This is a genomic window from Allobosea sp. P4_H5, assembly GCF_056400825.1.
In genome coordinates this window covers 76,007-92,786 of record NZ_JBFUKM010000006.1, presented here as the reverse complement: position 1 = coordinate 92,786, position 16,780 = coordinate 76,007, and the positions used below count along the sequence as shown (strand labels likewise).

The 16,780-nt window shown below is 66.8% G+C and carries 20 protein-coding genes; 14 read left to right on the top strand and 6 right to left on the bottom strand.

The genetic code is table 11. The features are described 5' to 3' along the window. Positions 1–150: 150 nt before the first annotated feature. Together AC1DS0_RS13985 and AC1DS0_RS13980 are read left to right on the top strand one after the other, a co-directional pair. Positions 151–1,095 (top strand): hypothetical protein, encoded by a 945-nt coding sequence (locus AC1DS0_RS13985; RefSeq protein ID WP_476814915.1) that lies wholly within the window; start codon positions 151–153, stop codon positions 1,093–1,095. Then, on the top strand, positions 1,082–1,759 hold the full coding sequence (locus tag AC1DS0_RS13980) for an SH3 domain-containing protein (RefSeq protein ID WP_476814914.1): 678 nt from the start codon (positions 1,082–1,084) through the stop codon (positions 1,757–1,759). Before AC1DS0_RS13985 ends, AC1DS0_RS13980 begins: the two co-directional genes overlap by 14 nt. A 4-nt stretch (positions 1,760–1,763) precedes the next feature. Here AC1DS0_RS13980 and AC1DS0_RS13975 read toward each other — a convergent pair whose 3' ends face one another. Beyond that, positions 1,764–2,387: a DUF938 domain-containing protein gene (locus AC1DS0_RS13975; RefSeq protein ID WP_476814913.1), complete on the bottom strand. Its 624-nt coding sequence runs from the start codon at positions 2,385–2,387 to the stop codon at positions 1,764–1,766. Positions 2,388–2,495: 108 nt separating this feature from the next. On the opposite strand from AC1DS0_RS13975, the gene AC1DS0_RS13970 reads away from it, so the two are divergent. The 6 genes from AC1DS0_RS13970 (at position 2,496) to AC1DS0_RS13945 (ending at position 7,782) form a co-directional block, all read left to right on the top strand. Then, complete coding sequence (locus AC1DS0_RS13970; RefSeq protein WP_476815169.1) at positions 2,496–3,755, top strand: hemolysin family protein; 1,260 nt, start codon at positions 2,496–2,498, stop codon at positions 3,753–3,755. A 49-nt stretch (positions 3,756–3,804) separates the two neighbouring features. After that, complete coding sequence (locus tag AC1DS0_RS13965) at positions 3,805–4,344, top strand: 2'-5' RNA ligase family protein (RefSeq protein ID WP_476814912.1); 540 nt, start codon at positions 3,805–3,807, stop codon at positions 4,342–4,344. Positions 4,345–4,454: 110 nt separating this feature from the next. Next, positions 4,455–5,273, top strand: coding sequence for a chromate resistance protein ChrB domain-containing protein (locus AC1DS0_RS13960; protein WP_476814911.1), 819 nt, complete (start codon positions 4,455–4,457; stop codon positions 5,271–5,273). 10 nt (positions 5,274–5,283) lie between these two features. Continuing rightward, positions 5,284–6,684, top strand: a complete 1,401-nt coding sequence (gene chrA, locus AC1DS0_RS13955) for a chromate efflux transporter (RefSeq protein WP_476814910.1) — start codon at positions 5,284–5,286, stop codon at positions 6,682–6,684. Position 6,685: 1 nt separating this feature from the next. Then, positions 6,686–7,054 carry a hypothetical protein gene (locus tag AC1DS0_RS13950; protein WP_476814909.1) on the top strand — a complete coding sequence of 123 codons (369 nt, stop codon included), beginning with the start codon at positions 6,686–6,688 and terminating at the stop codon, positions 7,052–7,054. Positions 7,055–7,149: 95 nt separating this feature from the next. Further along, positions 7,150–7,782 (top strand): pyridoxamine 5'-phosphate oxidase family protein, encoded by a 633-nt coding sequence (locus AC1DS0_RS13945; RefSeq protein WP_476814908.1) that lies wholly within the window; start codon positions 7,150–7,152, stop codon positions 7,780–7,782. Positions 7,783–7,785: 3 nt separating this feature from the next. On the opposite strand, the gene AC1DS0_RS13940 is transcribed toward AC1DS0_RS13945, so the two are convergent. The 4 genes from AC1DS0_RS13940 to AC1DS0_RS13925 all read right to left on the bottom strand — a co-directional run bounded on the left by AC1DS0_RS13940 (position 7,786) and on the right by AC1DS0_RS13925 (position 10,770). Further along, positions 7,786–8,097 carry a hypothetical protein gene (locus AC1DS0_RS13940; protein WP_476814907.1) on the bottom strand — a complete coding sequence of 104 codons (312 nt, stop codon included), beginning with the start codon at positions 8,095–8,097 and terminating at the stop codon, positions 7,786–7,788. Positions 8,098–8,188: 91 nt separating this feature from the next. Then, a complete protein-coding gene (locus tag AC1DS0_RS13935) occupies positions 8,189–9,385 on the bottom strand; it encodes an FAD-dependent monooxygenase (protein ID WP_476814906.1) in 1,197 nt (398 codons plus the stop codon). Between the two features lie 37 nt (positions 9,386–9,422). Then, positions 9,423–9,677, bottom strand: coding sequence for a zinc-finger domain-containing protein (locus tag AC1DS0_RS13930; protein WP_057191132.1), 255 nt, complete (start codon positions 9,675–9,677; stop codon positions 9,423–9,425). Between the two features lie 121 nt (positions 9,678–9,798). Beyond that, complete coding sequence (locus tag AC1DS0_RS13925; RefSeq protein ID WP_476814905.1) at positions 9,799–10,770, bottom strand: acetyltransferase domain-containing protein; 972 nt, start codon at positions 10,768–10,770, stop codon at positions 9,799–9,801. A 130-nt stretch (positions 10,771–10,900) separates the two neighbouring features. Here AC1DS0_RS13925 and AC1DS0_RS13920 point away from each other — a divergent pair, with 130 nt between their 5' ends. After that, positions 10,901–11,668 (top strand): alpha/beta fold hydrolase, encoded by a 768-nt coding sequence (locus AC1DS0_RS13920; protein WP_476814904.1) that lies wholly within the window; start codon positions 10,901–10,903, stop codon positions 11,666–11,668. A 173-nt stretch (positions 11,669–11,841) separates the two neighbouring features. Further along, a complete protein-coding gene (gene cysE, locus AC1DS0_RS13915; RefSeq protein WP_476814903.1) occupies positions 11,842–12,690 on the top strand; it encodes a serine O-acetyltransferase in 849 nt (282 codons plus the stop codon). A gap of 177 nt (positions 12,691–12,867) precedes the next feature. Here cysE and AC1DS0_RS13910 read toward each other — a convergent pair whose 3' ends face one another. After that, entirely contained in the window at positions 12,868–13,179 is a 312-nt protein-coding gene (locus AC1DS0_RS13910) for an Rdx family protein (protein WP_336530991.1), read from the bottom strand. A gap of 145 nt (positions 13,180–13,324) precedes the next feature. Between AC1DS0_RS13910 and AC1DS0_RS13905 the strand changes: the two genes are divergently transcribed. The 4 genes from AC1DS0_RS13905 (at position 13,325) to rpsJ (ending at position 16,773) form a co-directional block, all read left to right on the top strand. Continuing rightward, positions 13,325–14,230 carry a DUF1444 domain-containing protein gene (locus AC1DS0_RS13905; RefSeq protein WP_476814902.1) on the top strand — a complete coding sequence of 302 codons (906 nt, stop codon included), beginning with the start codon at positions 13,325–13,327 and terminating at the stop codon, positions 14,228–14,230. Between the two features lie 108 nt (positions 14,231–14,338). Beyond that, a complete protein-coding gene (locus AC1DS0_RS13900) occupies positions 14,339–15,121 on the top strand; it encodes a hypothetical protein (protein ID WP_476814901.1) in 783 nt (260 codons plus the stop codon). A gap of 86 nt (positions 15,122–15,207) precedes the next feature. Beyond that, the gene (gene tuf, locus AC1DS0_RS13895) at positions 15,208–16,398 is read left to right on the top strand and encodes an elongation factor Tu (RefSeq protein ID WP_476814900.1); all 1,191 of its coding nucleotides are present in this window, start codon (positions 15,208–15,210) and stop codon (positions 16,396–16,398) included. A 66-nt stretch (positions 16,399–16,464) separates the two neighbouring features. Continuing rightward, positions 16,465–16,773, top strand: a complete 309-nt coding sequence (gene rpsJ, locus AC1DS0_RS13890; RefSeq protein ID WP_043237115.1) for a 30S ribosomal protein S10 — start codon at positions 16,465–16,467, stop codon at positions 16,771–16,773. Positions 16,774–16,780 lie beyond the last annotated feature (7 nt).

Here is a 16,780-nt window from a genome sequence, read left to right as displayed (position 1 = left end):
GCTCTAGAGAAAAGCCCTCAGACCTCCACAAGCTGCTGATCGACCGGCTGCTCGCCGCCTGACCTTCGGGCGGCGATGCCTTATGGTCGCCCTGAACGATGCAGCGCTGGAGGGTTCGATGCGCCCACTCCAACGATCGGATGGCGAGGCATGAGCGCCCGTCGCCCGGATCTCGCCGAACTCGATTTCGCCAATTTTGCCCGGCAGTTCGACCGCTGCCTGCGGCAGGACAAGGTCATCGCCTTCTCGCGCTGGCGCGACATCGTCGAAGCGGTGCCGCCTGGCCTGCAGGACTTCTTCTGGCGGGTCGTCGAGGCTCATCTCAGCCCGGCCGCGGAGACGCGGCTGCGGGGCCTGCGGGACTGGCGCGACTTCCATGGCGAGGTCCTCGACACCCGCTTCCGGCGCCCGTCCGCCGAGCGCCCGCAGTTCCGCACGCCGAAGCAGGCCTTCGATTCCTATTCGGCGATCTTCTGGCGCTTCGGCTCGACCGATGCGCGCTTCGACCAGAGGTTCGGCCGCCTCGTCCTGCTGGCATTGCGGAGGGAAAGCAGCACGATCGCCAATCGCGGCAAGGGCTCCTATGACGACCTCGTCGTGGTGATGCGCCGGACCGGGCGCTTTCGCGAGCTCACGAGCTTTCCGATCTGCACCGAGCCGGGCGCCCAGTACTCGCAGCGCGCCAGCGGCGGCGATGCACGCTACAAGGGCGTCAAGTTCAGCAAGGCCGACGGCGTCGACATCAACAAAGACGGCATCAAGGATGCCGGGCGCCTGACCGAGGGCACCTACCAGTATTTCGAGAAGAAGGGCGGCTTCCTGGGAGATCGCGCCTTCCAGGTGAAGAGCACGCAGGTCGCCGAGCGCGACACCGATGGCGACGGACGCTTCACGCAGGACGACAAGAGCCGGATCGACCCGTCAGGGGCGGGGACCAGCATGTACATTCACCGCGGCGGGGCGGACAATGTGCTGGAGCCCAACACTTGGTCGGCCGGCTGCCAGACCATCCCGAAGAATCGCTACCCGACCTTCCTCAAGGCGGTCGGGACCCCGGGCGCCTTCCACTATGTGCTGGTCAATGCTGCGTCCTGAAGCCCTTGCCGCTGGCCTGGCAGTCGTCCTCCTCGCTACTCCTGCCGTGCGGGCGCAATCGGAGGGCGTCACGCCTGCGCCTGGCGGGCAGGTCGCCTGCTCCTTCGGCGCCTTCGTCAGCGAGACCGACCCCGCGGGGCTGAACGTCCGCGCCGGCCCGGGCACCAATCACAAGGTGGTCGGCACGCTGCCGCCGGTGAAGCTCAGCGGTGACGATCCGCCGGTGCGCGCCATGGTCGAGGTCGAGGTCTCGGCCGGCGCCAATGGCTGGTTCAGGATCGCCAAGGCGCGCGACAACGAGATGCTGACCGATGCCGCGCCACGGCCGATGTTCAAGGGCTCGGGCTGGGTCAGCGGGCGCAAGCTGACGGTGAAGTCGCAGGCTGCCGCCGGCCGGCTGCGCCCGGACGCCAAGGCGCCGACCGTCCTCTCGGGTCAGGACGGGCTGAGCTTCGACGGCGATGCCTTCGTCCAGAACGGCCGTCTTCTCGGTTGCAGCGGCAAATGGGTGCAGGTCGAATACGGTCCGTTCCCTGCCGACAGCGAGGCCGTGTCCGGGCTCACCATCGCCCCAGCAGCGAAGGCGGGGGCCGAGGCCGGTCGCTTCCGCGCCTGGGTCGACCGCATCTGCGCGACGCAGGAGACGAGCTGCGACGGCGGCTGAACGATCAGGTCTTCCGGAACACCACGCTGAGATTGTTCGCCGGCATCGCCGTCACAGCTGGCTCGCCGAAGCCGGCGGCTCTCGCAAGCTCGGTGACGGCTTCGAGCTCGCGCAGGCCCCATTTCGGATTGCGCCGGCGCAGGCTGTCGTCGAAGACGGCGTTGCTCGCCGCCAGCGGCACGTCGTGCTGCCGATACGGGCCGTAGAGGTAGAGCGGCCCACCTGCCGGCAGGAGTTGGCCCGCCTGCCGGATCAGCCCCTCGGTGGCCGCCCAGGGCGAGATGTGGATCATGTTGATGCACAGGATCGCATCCGCCTGCGTGACCGGCCAGCGCGGTGCCATCGCATCGAGCCGGATGGCCGGGCGCAGGTTCGGCAGGGTGCTCGCGCGCGCCCAGGCGTCGATGCTGGCCAGCGCGGCCGGATCGGGGTCGCTCGGCTGGAAGCCCAGGTCCGGGAAGGCGGCTGCGAAGTGGATGGCATGCTCGCCGGAGCCGCTGGCGATCTCGAGAACCTGCCCCTGCGCCGGCAGGACTTCACGCAGCACCGCGAGGATCGGTTCGCGGTTGCGCTGCGTCGCCGGGGCAAGCTGGCGGGGATCGTGGTGATGGAGATCGTCCTGGGGCATCGTCTTCTCCCATCGCGTTCGGCCGTCAATGCGTTATAAGCGGCAAAGAAGCAGGCCGATAGCGAGCGCGGTCCTGCAGCCCCCGAGCTGGTTTTGTTAACGGAGATCCTGGTCGTCGTCGTCCTCACCGTCATTAACGGTGTGCTTGCCATGTCGGAACTTGCGGTCGTCTCATCCCGCCCGGCACGGCTGAAAGTCCTCAGCGATCAAGGCAGCAAAGGCGCCGCGAAGGCGATCAAGCTTGCCGAGAATCCGGGCCGCTTCCTGTCCAGCGTACAGATCGGCATCACGCTGGTCGGTGTGCTCTCCGGCGCCTTCTCAGGTGCGACACTCGGTGCGCGCCTGTCGGAATGGCTTGGTACGCACGGGCTGTCGAATGCCGCTGCCGACGCACTTGGCGTCGGTACCGTCGTCGTCCTCATCACCTATCTCTCGCTGATTCTCGGCGAACTGGTGCCGAAGCAGATCGCGCTACGCGATGCCGAGCGCGTGGCGGCGCGTGTCGCCCCGGCCATGGTGGTGCTGGCCAAGGTTGCCTCGCCTTTGGTCTGGCTGCTCGACGCCTCGGGCAAGCTGGTGCTGGCGCTGCTCGGCCAGAAGGGCGAATCGGAGGAGACGGTCACCGAGGAGGAGGTTCGCACCATCATCGCCGAGGCCGAGAACGCCGGCGTGCTGGAGCGTGACGAGCGCGAGATGATCTCGGGCGTGATGCGCCTCGCCGACCGCTCGGCCCGGGCACTGATGACGCCGCGTCGCGAGGTCGAGGTGATCGATCTCAGCGATTCGCTTGACGAGATCCGCGCTCAGGTTCGCGCGACGAGGCGCAACCGGCTGCCGGTGCAGGATGGCGAGGCCGATTCGATCATCGGCATCATCGAGATGAAGGACCTGTTCGAGGCGCTCGCCGACGACAAGGTCGAATTGCGCAGTCTGGTCCGCGAGGCTCCAGTCGTGCTCGACACCACCGGTGCGCTCGAAGTGCTGCGCGCGCTTCGCGCCACCCATGTCCATATGGCGCTGGTCTTCGACGAGTACGGTCATTTCGAGGGGATCATCACCTCGAGCGACGTGCTCGAGGCGATCACCGGCGTCTTCCAGGACGAGGATGAGGAGGAGCCCGCAATCGTCACGCGCGCCGACGGCTCCTTCCTGGTCGCGGGCTGGATGCAGGTCGACGAGTTCTCGCATGAGCTCGGCATCCATGTGCCGCGCGACGCCGACTACCAGACCGTCGCCGGCTTCGTGCTGGCCGAGATGAACCGGCTGCCCAATGTCGGCGAGAGCTTCGAAAAGGGCCATTGGCGCTTCGAGGTGGTCGATCTCGATGGCAGGCGGATCGACAAGCTCCTGGTCAGCCGAGTGGATTGAGACAGAGGCTGACAGCTATCCGACCGGAAGGCTGAGCGAGGGGAGCGCCATGCTGGGCATCACCTTGAGTTCAAGTTCTCTCGCACAGCCTTTCTGGGAACATGTCGATGAGGTTTCGGCCTTGGAAGCCGTCCCGTCGATCCGAGTGCTCGGCTATCGGCCTCACCTGACGCTGACGCGCTATTCAACGGTTGACCCCTCCGTGCTCCGAAAGGGCATGGAGGTGTTCGACGGCCAAGCCGCCATCTCGTTGTGCTTCGACCGGCTCGATTTCTTCGACATTGAGCCGCTCGTGCTCTGGCTGGCGCCACGACAGGACCAGCGCCTGCTCGACCTGCATGGCCGGCTGCATGCGGTGCTGGAATCGAAGGCGTCGCCCAGTGACGTCCACTATGCCCCTGCGCAGTGGAAGCCGCATCTGACCGTCGCGATGGCGATTCCAGCTTCGAAGCGGCCAGATGTACTGAAGCTGGTTTCGCGATCTCTTGATGGGTTCGAGCTGACATTCGACAGCGTCGATTGCGTCTCCTGGCCGCCAGTACAGGTCCTGCACAGGCTGGCTCTGGCCGGAGGAGCAGACGGCCGTTGACGCTAACAATTACTGATGATCTAAACTCCCCGCAGGGGCTTATCGCGACCGCCCCGTGAGGCGTCAGCCCAAGGATCGCGTCCACACTCCTTGCTCAAGGATGGACGCTCATGTCTTCCAATATCCAGATCACGCCTGCACAATTGTCCCGGCTCGTCGGCCTGCCTGATGCGCCTACCCTGATCGACGTCCGCATCGACGAGGACGTCGCCGCCGATCCGCGCCTGCTGCCGGCAAGCAAGCGGCGCAGCCATCGCGACGTTGCCGCTTGGGCCTCGGCCTATGCCGGCCGCAAGGTCGTCGTCATCTGCCAGAGGGGGCAGAAGCTCAGCGAGGGCGTCGCCGCCTGGCTGCGGCATGAAGGCGTCGAGGCGGAAAACCTCACCGGCGGCTTCGAGGCCTGGCGCGAGGCGGGCGGGCTCCTGGTCGAGACCGGCAAGCTGCCGCAGCGCGATGCCGCCGGGCGCACGCTCTGGGTGACGCGGGCAAGGCCGAAGGTCGATCGCATCGCCTGTCCCTGGCTGATCCGCCGCTTCGTCGATCGCGAGGCTGTCTTCCTGTTCGTCTCGGCTTCGGAGGTCGCGGATGTCGCCGACCGCTTCGGGGCGACGCCGTTCGACATCGACGGCGTGTTCTGGAGCCATCGCGGCGAGCGCTGCAGCTTCGACACGATGATCGAGGAGTTCGGGCTGTCGTCGCCGGCGCTCGACCAACTCGCCATGATCGTGCGGGCGGCCGATACCGCGCGGCTTGATCTCATGCCGCAAGCGGCCGGCTTCCTTGCGGCGTCGCTCGGTCTGTCACGGATGTATCGCGACGACCTGGCACAGCTCGACGCCGGCATGCTGCTCTACGACGCCTTCTATCGCTGGTGCCGGGACGCTGGCGAGGAAACCCATAACTGGCCGTCCGCGCCGGGAAAGATCTGAGGACCGGGCGATGACGACTGTGACGAATGAAGGGGCGGCGCTGGCCGCCCCCGCCACGCCGACCCTCGCCGAGGCGACGCGGGTGTGGCTCAAGATCGGCCTGCTCTCCTTTGGCGGGCCGGCCGGGCAGATCGCCCTGATGCACAAGGAGCTGGTCGACGAGCGCCGCTGGATCGGCGAGCGCCGTTTCCTGCATGCGCTGAACTACTGCATGCTGCTGCCCGGCCCCGAGGCGCAGCAGCTCGCCACCTATATCGGCTGGCTGATGCACCGGACGGTGGGTGGGCTGATCGCCGGCTTGCTCTTCATCCTGCCCGGCGCGCTGGTGATGTGGGGCTTGAGCCTGCTCTACGTGCTCTACCGCCAGGTCCCGCTGGTCGATGCGATCTTCTTCGGCGTCAAGGCGGCGGTGCTCGCCGTCGTGATCGAGGCGGGCCTCAGGATCAGCCGGCGGGCGCTGAAGAACCGGGCGATGGTCGCGATCGCGATCGCCGCCTTCCTCGCGCTCTTCCTGCTGAAGGCGCCGTTCCCGCTCGTGATCCTCTGCGCCGGGCTGATCGGCTGGCTCGGCCATCACTGGGCGCCGGCACTGTTCGGAGGTGGGGGCCATGCCGGCAAGGACGGCGCGCCGGAATTCAAGGGCGTGGTCGACCTGATGTTCGAGCGTGGCGAGCTCGCCCATGCCGAGCCCTCGGCGGGGAAGGCACTTCGGGTGCTGGCGGTGTGGCTGCCGCTCTGGCTCGGGCCGGTCGTGCTGCTCTGGGCTCTGCTCGGCGGCGGCAACGTCTTCACCCAGATCGGCGGCTTTTTCAGCGCCATGGCGGTCGTCACCTTCGGCGGCGCCTACGCCGTGCTGGCCTATGTCGCGCAGGCGGCGGTCGAGACCTATGGCTGGCTCGTCGCCGGCGAGATGGTCGACGGGCTCGGCCTTGCCGAGACGACGCCGGGGCCGCTGATCCTGGTGCTGCAGTTCGTCGGCTTCCTCGCCGCCTGGCGGGCACCTGGCGGACTCGATCCGCTCGTCGCCGGCAGCCTGGGCGGGCTGCTGACGGTCTGGGTCACCTTCGCGCCCTGCTTCCTCTGGATCTTCCTTGGCGCGCCCTACATCGAAGCACTGCGCGGCAACAAGGCGCTCTCGGCGGCGCTGACCGCGATCACCGCCGCGGTCGTCGGCGTCATCGCCAATCTGGCGCTCTGGTTCGGCTTGCATGTGCTGTTCAGGACGGTGCAGCCCGTCGTCTTCGGACCGCTGGCGCCGGACCTRCCGGTTCTGGCCTCGCTCGACTGGCGGGCCGCGCTGCTGGCGGCGTTGGCGATGATCGCGCTGCTGCGCTTCAAGTTCGGCATGGTTCCGGTGCTGGCCGCCTGCGCGGCGGCAGGCGTCGTGCTGGTGCGGCTGACCGGAGGCTGAGATGGGCGTGATAGCAAGGAGGGCAGGGCTGGCAGCGCTGGCCGCTGCCTGCTTTTGCGCTGAGGCGCTGGCGCAGCAACCGGGCTCGAAGCGCATCCACGGCGTCGCGATCGAGCGGCTGCTCGCCGGCAAGGAGTACAGCGACGGAGTCCACTGGCGCTACAGCTTCCGGCCGGATGGCGGCCTTGTCGGCTATGCGATGAGTCGGCGGCAGGAGATGCGCTGGCGGGTCAGGGACGATCGCTTGTGCTGGGATATCGCGGCCGGGGAGGAGTGTTTCGAGGTCTGGACCTCCGGCAGCGCGGTGCAATTGCTGCCGCAAGGAATCGGCGCGCCGTTCGAGGGAACCGTATCGCGGCTGCTCCCTTGATCGAATTGTTTCACTGTCTGGAATTCTGAACTGTCCGCAGCAGTGATTGCGGCGCGAGGGTGAAATGGTCATCTCCTCGGGTGGAGGCCCATGAGATGACCCACCGTTTCCTTGAGATTGCGACGACACCGGCCGTAAAGGCGGCGCAGGAGGCGCAAGGCAGCCGGCGCGCCTATGCCAGGCAGGAAGAGGGCGAGCCGCATAATGACCGGCTCGGCGAGGCCGAGGCCGGCTTCATCGCGGCGCGCGATTCCTTCTATCTGGCGAGCGTGTCGGAAACTGGCTGGCCTTATCTGCAGCATCGCGGCGGGCCGGAAGGTTTTCTTCGCGTGCTCGACGAGACGACGCTCGGCTTCGCCGATCTGCGCGGCAACCGGCAATATCTCAGCCTCGGCAATCTCACCGTGGACGACCGGCTCTGCCTGTTCCTGATGGACTACGGCCACCGGGCGCGGCTGAAGATCTTCGGCCGGGCCAGCTTTCACGATCTCGCCGCCGAGCCGGAGCTGGCCCAGCGCCTGATCGTGCCGGGCTATCGTGCCGTGCCGGAGCGCGGCATGACCATCAAGGTCGAGGCCTTCGACTGGAATTGCCCGCAGCACATCACGCCGCGCTTCAGCGAGGCCGAGCTAGCGCCGGCGCTCGCGCCGGTGCGGCAGCGTCTGGAAGAGCTGGAAGCGGAGAATGCTCGACTGCGGGCCGAACTCGCGGTCCGCGCCAGTGCCTAGAGCTTAGCGCCGCTCGCCGGGCTCGATCACCCGGTATTCGGCATCGACGATCTCGCCGCGCGCCGTCTCGGGCTGCCTGCGCTCGAAGGGGTTCTGCGGATCGATGCCGGCGGCGCGCATGCGGCGGCGCATCTGCCAGGCGGCGAAGGCGGCGCCGGCGATGACCAGCGGCACGAGGATCAGTGCCAGGCTGGCCGCGACCAGGAAAATCAGCACGCCGACGACAAAGGCACCGGCCATGACGAGCCAGCTCGCCCAGCGGGGCAAGCGGACCAGGCGGGCGCTGGCGGCATTGTTGAGGTCGATACGGATCATTGGCTCGTTTCGTTTCGTGTCACCCGCCGACAATCTAGGAAGCGAATGCGGCGTTGACGAGATCACGTGAGCCTACGAGATGACGATTTCGTCAGCCCGGCGCGCGCCAGTCGTAGATCCAGGCATGGCGCCGGCGCATGCCGTCGGGGCCCATGCGGCGCATGGCGAAGTCACGTGCATAGCTCCAGGGCCGGCCGAGATGGTATGCCTCGCCATTCTTGCGGCTGGCCTGCTGGACCCGCGCCGCGCGCTCGCCGCGCGCCTTCGCGTAAGCCGCCAGCGCCGCCGGCACCGACGATGCACCTTCGCTCGCCAATCGCATCGCAAGCTCATGCGCCAGAACGGCGGCGTCCTCGATCGCAAGGGCGGCGCCCTGGGCGAGGAAAGGCAGGATCGGATGAGCGGCGTCACCGAGCAAAGCGATGCGGCCCTTCGCCATCCGGGCCGGGGCGCGGTCGTAGAGCGACCAGATCCGCCAGTTCGGCGCGCGCTTGATCAGTTCGCGCAGGCCTGGGCCGGCATTGCCGGCGATCTCGGTCAGTTGCGAGGCCTCGCCCTCGCGCGACCAGCCGGGGCGTGCCTCGCGCGCGGCGCGGATCAGGACGAGGTTGATCTCTTTGCCGCCGGAGACCGGGTAATGCACCGCATGGCGGGCTGAGCCCAGATGCAGCGCCACCGCCGGACGGCGCAACGCTTCCGGCAATCCTTCCGCCGGGATCAGCGAGCGCCAGGCCTCCCAGCCGGTGAAGCCGGGTTCACCCGCATCGCCGACGAGGGCGCGGGCGCGCGACCAGAGGCCGTCGGCGCCGATCAGGGCCATGGCCTCGACCGTCTCGGTTCCACCGCTCTCGCTGCCGAGCGTGACGGCGACGCTGCTTTCAGTCTCATGCGCATCGACGAGGCCGCGGCCGATGATCCAGCGGATGTTCGGCAGGGTCCTGGCCGAATCGAGCAGGAGCTGATGCAGGTCGGCGCGCTTCAGCGAGCGCGAGGGCGTCGCGCCTTCGACCGGCGGGGCGAACGGCATGGCGAGCAGGGGTTTGCCGCCGCCCCAATGGCCGATCGCCAGCGCCTCGGGCCGGATCGCGGCGCGGCGCAGGGCCAGGCCGAGATCGAGCGATTCGAGCACTCGCCCGGCATTGGGCGAGACCTGGATGCCGGCGCCGGCCTCGTCGAAACGGGTGCGCTTCTCGGCGATGGCGACGGGAATGCCGCGGCGGGCGAGCGCGATCGCGGCGGTCAAGCCGCCGATGCCGGCGCCCGCGATGAGGATCGGGAGATTAGCCATCTGGTCAGCCCCCGCCGCGCCCCCGGCGGGATGCCTCTCACGCCGCTTTGGCGGCGGTGTCGTGATACTCGCACTCGGCCGGCTTGCAGTGGCCATGGCCGACCGACGGCTCGTATTTGAACAGCGTCGAGCAATAGGGGCAGACGATCTCGTCATCCGAGCCCATGTCGAGGAAGACATGCGGATGGTCGAACGGCGGCTTGGCGCCGATGCACATGAACTCGCGCGCGCCGACATGGATCACGGCGACGCCGGGATCATTGTGGAAATGCGGGGTGCCGTGATCGGCCATGGCTCTCGTCCTTGCGATTTGGGCGGCACCATAATCGCTCGCCGCGGGCCGCGCCAGCGTGTGCGCGACAGATCGGCCTCGATGCTGCCGTGACCTGTCGCCGCTGCGCGCGGCGAGGCGATCAGGGTTGGCGGGCGCAGCTCTGGCCGATCCCGCGAGCCTGCTCGGTTTCCGCCGGACTGAGCGCGTCGGCCATTGCCTTGACCCAGAGATTCGCCTGCTTGAGCCCGTCCATCGAGCAGCCGCAGACGCGCTCGCAGATCTCCTTCGGCGTGCCGGTACCGGTGCAGGAACGCTGGCAGGCGGTCAGGAACGGTGCGGCCTCGGCATCCGGCAGCTTCGCGGCCATATGCCCGGTCGCCTGCATGAACAGGAACAGCGCGCCGATGAAGAGCGGCTGGTGGACGAGATAGACGAAGAGGCTGTTGCGGCCGCCGAAGACGACGAGCTTGGCCGGGGCCGAACTCGCCTGCCAACTCGCCCAGCTGCTCCCCTGCGCTTTCGGCAGAGCTGTCCGCGCCAGCGCCATGCCGGCGAGCACGCAGCCGAACCAGGGGAAGACCGGGACGAAATCGGCAGTGAGCGGCCAGGGGCCGAAGCCGAGGAAGGAGAGCCAGTCCTGCGTGAAGACGCCACTGCCGAGGATGAACGGCAGAGCGAAGACGATGACCGCCGTGATGGCGATGACCAGCGTCGGCAGGAACAGGAAGGGCAGGGCCAGCACGCTCGCCAGCGCGATGTGGTGGAGGATGCCGAAGAAGATGAAGACGTCCGGCAGCGCGAACCAGGTTGCGGAGGTGACGAGGATCGCGGCGCAGGCAATCAGGGCGACACGGCGCAGATAATTGCCGCGGTCGAAGCCCTTTTGTGTCGCCAGGACCAGGCTGAAGCCGACGATCGCCAGGAAGGAGCCGGCGATCAGCCGGGCAAAGGCGCGCCAGCCAGGGTCAGTGACGACATCGACCCGGATCAGCCGGAAATAGGAAAGATCATAGGCGAAGTGGTAGACGAACATCGCGAGCAGCGCGATGCCGCGGGCCAGATCGACCAGTTCGATACGGCCGCCGGCCGAGGATTGGGCTTGCTCGCTCATGGTCCCGTCATAAGCGGCGCGATGCGGCTGGGGAAGGGGTGGGGCGTGCCTGCCAACCGCCAAGGATGCTACCCAAAGCCGCGCGGGCATGGCAGACCAGCCCTCAGATCAAGCAGCCGGCGACAGGGCCATGCAGACATTCGATTCCGACGGCGTCTCCATCGCCTATCTCGACCTCGCCCCAACCGGGGAGGGGACCGGCGATCCGATCGTGCTGATCCACGGCTTTGCCTCGAGCCATGCGGTGAACTGGGTCAACACGCAGTGGACCAAGACACTGACCCATGCCGGCCGGCGCGTCGTGCTGTTCGACAATCGCGGCCACGGCCGCAGCCAGAAACTCTACGATCCCGAGGCCTACCACTCCAACATCATGGCCGAGGATGCGCGCCGGCTGATGGATCATCTCGCGATCGAGCGTGCCGACATCATGGGCTATTCGATGGGGGCGCGGATCTCCTCGCATCTCACGCTGGCTCACCCTGAGCGCGTGCGCTCGCTGCTGCTTGGCGGGCTCGGCATCCATCTGGTCGAGGGCGTCGGCCTGCCGCTCGGCATCGCCGACGCGATGGAGGCGCCTTCGCTCGCCGACCTGACCGATCCGATGCAGCGCATGTTCCGCGCCTTCGCCGAGAACACCGGCAGCGATTTGCGGGCCCTCGCGGCGTGCATTCGCGGTACGCGCCAGACGCTGAGCAAGGAGGAGGTCGGCCAGATCGCCGTGCCGACTTTGGTCAGCGTCGGGACCAAGGATGACGTCTCCGGCTCCGGTCCGGAGCTGGCGGCGCTGATCCCGGGCGCGCAAAGCTTTGCCATCGAAGGGCGCGACCATAATCTCGCGGTCGGCGATCGCACGCACAAGCAGGCAGTCGTCGAGTTTCTGGCACGCCGCACGTAGAATAAAATTCTCCTCAGGTAGAATATTATTCTACGGCAATGGCTTGTGACTATTGCCTCGCAAATCGATTCTTGTTCTTCGCGGCTTGATTCAGCTAGAAGGCGGCACCACGTGCTCTGGCGCGAGCTGATCGTGTCAGATTCAACTACGAGCGAACCGCAGCGGAGAACGCCATGCCATCCGGGCGCCCGAATATCGAGATCCGCGATCCCGCCACCGGCCTAGACCGTGTCGATCCCGTCTGGTCGCGGCTGCGCAACGAGGCTGAGCTGGCCATCGCGAGCGAGCCGGCGATGGCGAGCTTCATCCTGGCGACGATCGCGAACCAGCCGAGCTTCGAGGCGGCGGTGGGCCATCGCATCGCGGCGCGGCTCGGCCATGGCGCCGTGCCGGCCGAACTGATTGCGCAGGCTTTCGACGAGGCGCTCGACGCCGATCCCGAGATCGGGCAGGGCATCCGCGCCGACGTTCTCGCCGTGCTCGACCGCGACCCGGCCTGCTACCGGCTGATCGAGCCGGTGCTCTATTTCAAGGGTTTCCACGCGCTGCAGACGCACCGCCTGGCGAACTGGCTGTGGCGGCAGGACCGGCGCGACTTCGCGCTCTATCTGCAGAGCCGCTCCTCCGAGGTGTTCCAGACCGACATCAACCCGGCCGCCAAGATCGGCAAGGGCATCTTCCTCGACCATGCCACCGGCCTCGTCGTCGGCGAGACCACGGTGATCGAGGACAATGTCTCGATGCTGCAGGACGTGACTTTGGGTGGCACCGGCAAGCAGGGCGGCGATCGCCATCCCAAGATCCGCAAGGGCGTGCTGATCGGCGCCGGCGCCAAGATCCTCGGCAATATCGAAGTCGGGCAGTGCGCCCGCGTCGCCGCCGGCTCGGTCGTGCTCGCGGCGGTGCCGCGCAATACCACGGTCGCCGGCGTGCCGGCGAAGGTGGTGGGGGAAGCTGGCTGCGCCGAGCCCTCGCGCTCGATGGACCAGATCCTCGCCGGCGATTGCGGCGGCGGCATCTGAGGCCGTCCCGAAACTCTACTCCAGCGGCCGTCTGACGGCGTTTTCTGCGCTTCCGGTGCTCACGGACCAATGTCCGCTGCGCTCCGGTTCGCGAAAACACCGCCAGTCGACTCGCTGGAGCGAATTTCGAGAAGGTCTCCGGGTGGCCTTCAGGCCCATGTCAGGTGTGGGCTCTGATCAGCCTTGCACGAGCTTCTTCTTGTGATCGTCGAGATGGCCGAGATCGCGCTCGGGATCGAGCCGGTCGCGCACGCGCTGCTTGAGCTGCTTCACATCGGGGAAGCCGCCATCGACGGTGCGATCCCAGATCAAGTCGCCATTGTAGTGGATCTGGAAGATGCCGCCGGTGCGCGGGATCAGCACGACCTCGCCGAGATCCTGGCCGAAGGTCTGGAGCAGTTCCTGCGCCATCCAGGCGGAACGGAGCAGCCAGTTGCACATGCTGCAATAGGTGATGGCGATGCGCGGGCCGGGCTTGGGTTCGGTCATTGGACGATCCTCAGCGGATGGAAAAGCTCTCTTAAGCCGCGGTCGGCCCAGTGCGCCAGCCTCTTCCAGGGTGAGTGTCGTAACGTCATTGCTCCCGCTCAGGTTGTGTGCAAGCATTGCTTGTGACGTGTGGGTGGGGAGCGTCATGGGCAGAGCGTTGCGTGCGTTCGTGCTGGCATTGATGTGCCTGACGGGCGTGATTGCGCCTGCAGAGGCGCTGGACCGCACGCGGCTGAACGAGGCACGTCCGATCAGCGAGGCCGAACTGGCGGCGCTGCTGCAGGCGGCCAGTCGCGGGCGGAACGGCGTCAGCGGCGCGCGTGTCGATGCCGGCGACTTCGTCGTCATCGCCGGCGGTACCGAGATGCGCTTCGGGCTGGCGAGCCTGTCGGTCCAGCTCAATGCGGAGCCCGATGCGAACCGCCGGCAGCGGGCCTTCGACAGCCTGCTGCAAAGGCTCGACCGCGTCGCGGCCGGCGGCGACCCGAGCAAGCCCAGCCCGGCGGAGGTCACCCGTTTCCGAGAGGCACTGCTTCCTGTCCTCAAGAACCGCTCCTATGTCGACGAGTTCGCGGCGCTCGCACGCAAGCAGGGTGTGCCCGAGGGCAAGCTGCTGCACTTGCCGCTCGCCGGGGACATCATCGTCGTGCCGGCGCTCGATCTGCCACGCATCACCCGCTTCGTCTCGATCGGGGAAGGGCGACGCTATGGCATGAGCGATGCGCAGGTGTTCGAGGCGGCGCTCGCCAATCTCGAACGGCGCGCCAAGCGGTTCGAGATCCGCGATCACGGGCTCATCCGGGCCTTCGACTTCAAGTCGCCGGATTACAATGTCTCGCTGCTTCTGTTGCCCAATCCGTGGAAGGACATCCCTGATCTGCCGAAGACCGTCGTGATCGCCATGCCGGGGCGCAGCGTGCTCGTCTTCGGCGACGGCGACGACCCGAAAGCCGTGGCGGCCCTGCGAGCGATCGCCACGATGAAGGACGACTATCCCGTCAGCCGTATGCTGTTCCGCCTCGCACCTGGCGGATTGCAGCCGTTTCGCTAGATGGCTGCTCGAAGTCCAAGCGATCAACTGCTCCTTGCACTCCGGTGGGGGGCATGTTCGATTTCGGGGCAAGTGGCGGCTGCCAGTAACCTCCGATGATCGCTGCCCATGCCTTCTGTGGGCCGGTTGCGCGGCATGGTTGTGCGGGCGGGCAGCTTATGTCATGGCCCAAGCGCGCTAATCGTCCAGCGCACGACCGCGCCGCACCCCCTGCCGAGCCTGCCGATGATCTCACGACGTGCGTTTTTCATTCTGGCGGGAGCGCCGCTGCTCGCCGGCTGTGTCTCGACGCAGCCACAGCATGCTCTGTCGTTGGAGCTCGTCCAGAGCTTCAAGTTCGCCGGGATCGAAGGACGCATCGATCCCGCGATCAGCGGCACCTGGCTTTCGATGAAGGAAGATTTCCTCAAATCGAAAGCTATCGCCATTCCGGAGCCCGACTATGGGAATCCCGGTGGTCAACCGAAGGTGCCGGAGTTCTCTCACGATGAGCTCCGCGCTTTTCTCGGTCGTCAGTTCACCGAGCGCCTCTCAAAGGCGTTTGGCGGGCCGATGGCGCAAGAACTGAAAGGTACTCGCCCCGTCCGGATTGTTGCCACCCTCCACTTCGTCGATATTCCGACGCGGGGAGCCCGGGTGATGCGTACGATCCTGAGCGGCCAATCCGGCAACGACAACACCGTTGTCGTGAGCTTCGACATCGTCGATGCGAGATCCGGGCAGAGCCTGTTGCGCCTGCCGAACATCCGCGAGAAGGGCTTCGGTGGAGAGCCGGTCGTCGATCTGGGGCCGCTGACGGTGACGGTGACCGATCCCGATCCGATGGTGCGGATGCTGATCTCGCTGCGGTCGAAATTCTCCGACTGGCTGTTCAAGCGAGCCGGGACCTGAGCGGCAGCCTTGCATCCCGCCCCAAAACGCCCTAATGCGACCGCGTTTTCCGGCCCTGCGCGGGCGTCGTCAGGAACTAAGGTGTCATGGCCAAAGAGAAGTTTGCTCGGACGAAGCCGCACTGCAACATTGGAACGATTGGTCACGTCGACCATGGCAAGACGTCGTTGACGGCTGCGATCACGAAGGTTCTGGCTGAGTCTGGCGGCGCGTCGTTCACGGCGTATGACCAGATCGACAAGGCGCCTGAGGAGAAGGCGCGCGGCATCACGATCTCGACGGCTCACGTCGAGTACGAGACGCCGGCCCGTCACTATGCGCACGTCGACTGCCCCGGGCACGCCGACTATGTGAAGAACATGATCACGGGCGCGGCGCAGATGGACGGCGCGATCCTGGTGGTGTCGGCTGCCGACGGCCCGATGCCGCAGACCCGCGAGCACATCCTGCTGGCGCGCCAGGTCGGCGTTCCCGCGCTGGTGGTGTTCATGAACAAGGTCGATCTCGTCGACGACGCCGAGCTGCTCGAGCTGGTCGAGATGGAGATCCGCGAGCTYCTGTCGAAGTACGACTTCCCGGGCGACGACATCCCGATCACCAAGGGCTCGGCCAAGGCGGCGCTGGACGGCGTCACCCCGGAGATCGGGCATGATGCGGTGATCGCGCTGATGAAGACGGTCGACGACTACATCCCGCAGCCGGCGCGTCCGCTGGACCTGCCGTTCCTGATGCCGGTCGAGGACGTGTTCTCGATCTCGGGCCGCGGCACGGTTGTGACCGGCCGCGTCGAGCGCGGCATCGTCAAGGTCGGCGAGGAAATCGAGATCGTCGGCCTGAAGGACACGGTGAAGACGACCGTGACCGGCGTCGAGATGTTCCGCAAGCTGCTGGACCAGGGCCAGGCGGGCGACAACATCGGCGCGCTGCTGCGCGGCACCAAGCGCGAGGACGTCGAGCGCGGCCAGATCCTGTGCAAGCCGGGTTCGGTGAAGCCGCACACCAAGTTCAAGGCCGAGGCCTACATCCTGACCAAGGAGGAGGGCGGTCGCCACACCCCGTTCTTCACCAACTACCGCCCGCAGTTCTACTTCCGCACGACGGACGTGACCGGCGTGGTGCACCTGCCCGAGGGCACCGAGATGGTGATGCCTGGTGACAACATCACCATGGAAGTCCACCTGATCGTGCCGATCGCGATGGAAGAGAAGCTGCGCTTCGCCATCCGCGAAGGCGGACGCACCGTCGGCGCCGGCGTCGTCGCTTCGATCATCGCGTAACGGCTGATCTGAGGGCGGAAGCCCTTCGGGGCTTTCGTCTTTTCACGTCACGGAGATAACACGACCATGAACGGTCAGAATATCCGGATCCGCCTCAAGGCGTTCGACCATCGTATCCTCGATGCGTCGACGCGCGAGATCGTCTCGACCGCCAAGCGCACCGGCGCTCAGGTCCGCGGCCCGATTCCGCTGCCGACCTTGATCGAGAAGTTCACCGTCAACCGCTCGCCCCACATCGACAAGAAGTCGCGTGAGCAGTTCGAGATGCGGACCCACAAGCGGGTTCTCGATATCGTCGATCCGACCCCGCAGACGGTCGACGCCCTCATGAAGCTCGATCTCGCCGCCGGCGTCGACGTCGAAATCAAGCTCTGATCCGATT

Excerpts from the sequence above, each read along its gene's own strand:
- AC1DS0_RS13985 (WP_476814915.1), top strand. The coding sequence starts at position 151 with ATGAGCGCCCGTCGCCCGGATCTCGCCGAACTCGATTTCGCCAATTTT.
- AC1DS0_RS13980 (WP_476814914.1), top strand. The coding sequence starts at position 1,082 with ATGCTGCGTCCTGAAGCCCTTGCCGCTGGCCTGGCAGTCGTCCTCCTC.
- AC1DS0_RS13975 (WP_476814913.1), bottom strand. The coding sequence starts at position 2,387 with ATGCCCCAGGACGATCTCCATCACCACGATCCCCGCCAGCTTGCCCCG.
- AC1DS0_RS13965 (WP_476814912.1), top strand. The coding sequence starts at position 3,805 with ATGCTGGGCATCACCTTGAGTTCAAGTTCTCTCGCACAGCCTTTCTGG.
- AC1DS0_RS13960 (WP_476814911.1), top strand. The coding sequence starts at position 4,455 with ATGTCTTCCAATATCCAGATCACGCCTGCACAATTGTCCCGGCTCGTC.
- AC1DS0_RS13950 (WP_476814909.1), top strand. The coding sequence starts at position 6,686 with ATGGGCGTGATAGCAAGGAGGGCAGGGCTGGCAGCGCTGGCCGCTGCC.
- AC1DS0_RS13945 (WP_476814908.1), top strand. The coding sequence starts at position 7,150 with ATGACCCACCGTTTCCTTGAGATTGCGACGACACCGGCCGTAAAGGCG.
- AC1DS0_RS13940 (WP_476814907.1), bottom strand. The coding sequence starts at position 8,097 with ATGATCCGTATCGACCTCAACAATGCCGCCAGCGCCCGCCTGGTCCGC.
- AC1DS0_RS13935 (WP_476814906.1), bottom strand. The coding sequence starts at position 9,385 with ATGGCTAATCTCCCGATCCTCATCGCGGGCGCCGGCATCGGCGGCTTG.
- AC1DS0_RS13930 (WP_057191132.1), bottom strand. The coding sequence starts at position 9,677 with ATGGCCGATCACGGCACCCCGCATTTCCACAATGATCCCGGCGTCGCC.
- AC1DS0_RS13925 (WP_476814905.1), bottom strand. The coding sequence starts at position 10,770 with ATGAGCGAGCAAGCCCAATCCTCGGCCGGCGGCCGTATCGAACTGGTC.
- AC1DS0_RS13920 (WP_476814904.1), top strand. The coding sequence starts at position 10,901 with ATGCAGACATTCGATTCCGACGGCGTCTCCATCGCCTATCTCGACCTC.
- cysE (WP_476814903.1), top strand. The coding sequence starts at position 11,842 with ATGCCATCCGGGCGCCCGAATATCGAGATCCGCGATCCCGCCACCGGC.
- AC1DS0_RS13910 (WP_336530991.1), bottom strand. The coding sequence starts at position 13,179 with ATGACCGAACCCAAGCCCGGCCCGCGCATCGCCATCACCTATTGCAGC.
- AC1DS0_RS13905 (WP_476814902.1), top strand. The coding sequence starts at position 13,325 with ATGGGCAGAGCGTTGCGTGCGTTCGTGCTGGCATTGATGTGCCTGACG.
- AC1DS0_RS13900 (WP_476814901.1), top strand. The coding sequence starts at position 14,339 with ATGCCTTCTGTGGGCCGGTTGCGCGGCATGGTTGTGCGGGCGGGCAGC.
- rpsJ (WP_043237115.1), top strand. The coding sequence starts at position 16,465 with ATGAACGGTCAGAATATCCGGATCCGCCTCAAGGCGTTCGACCATCGT.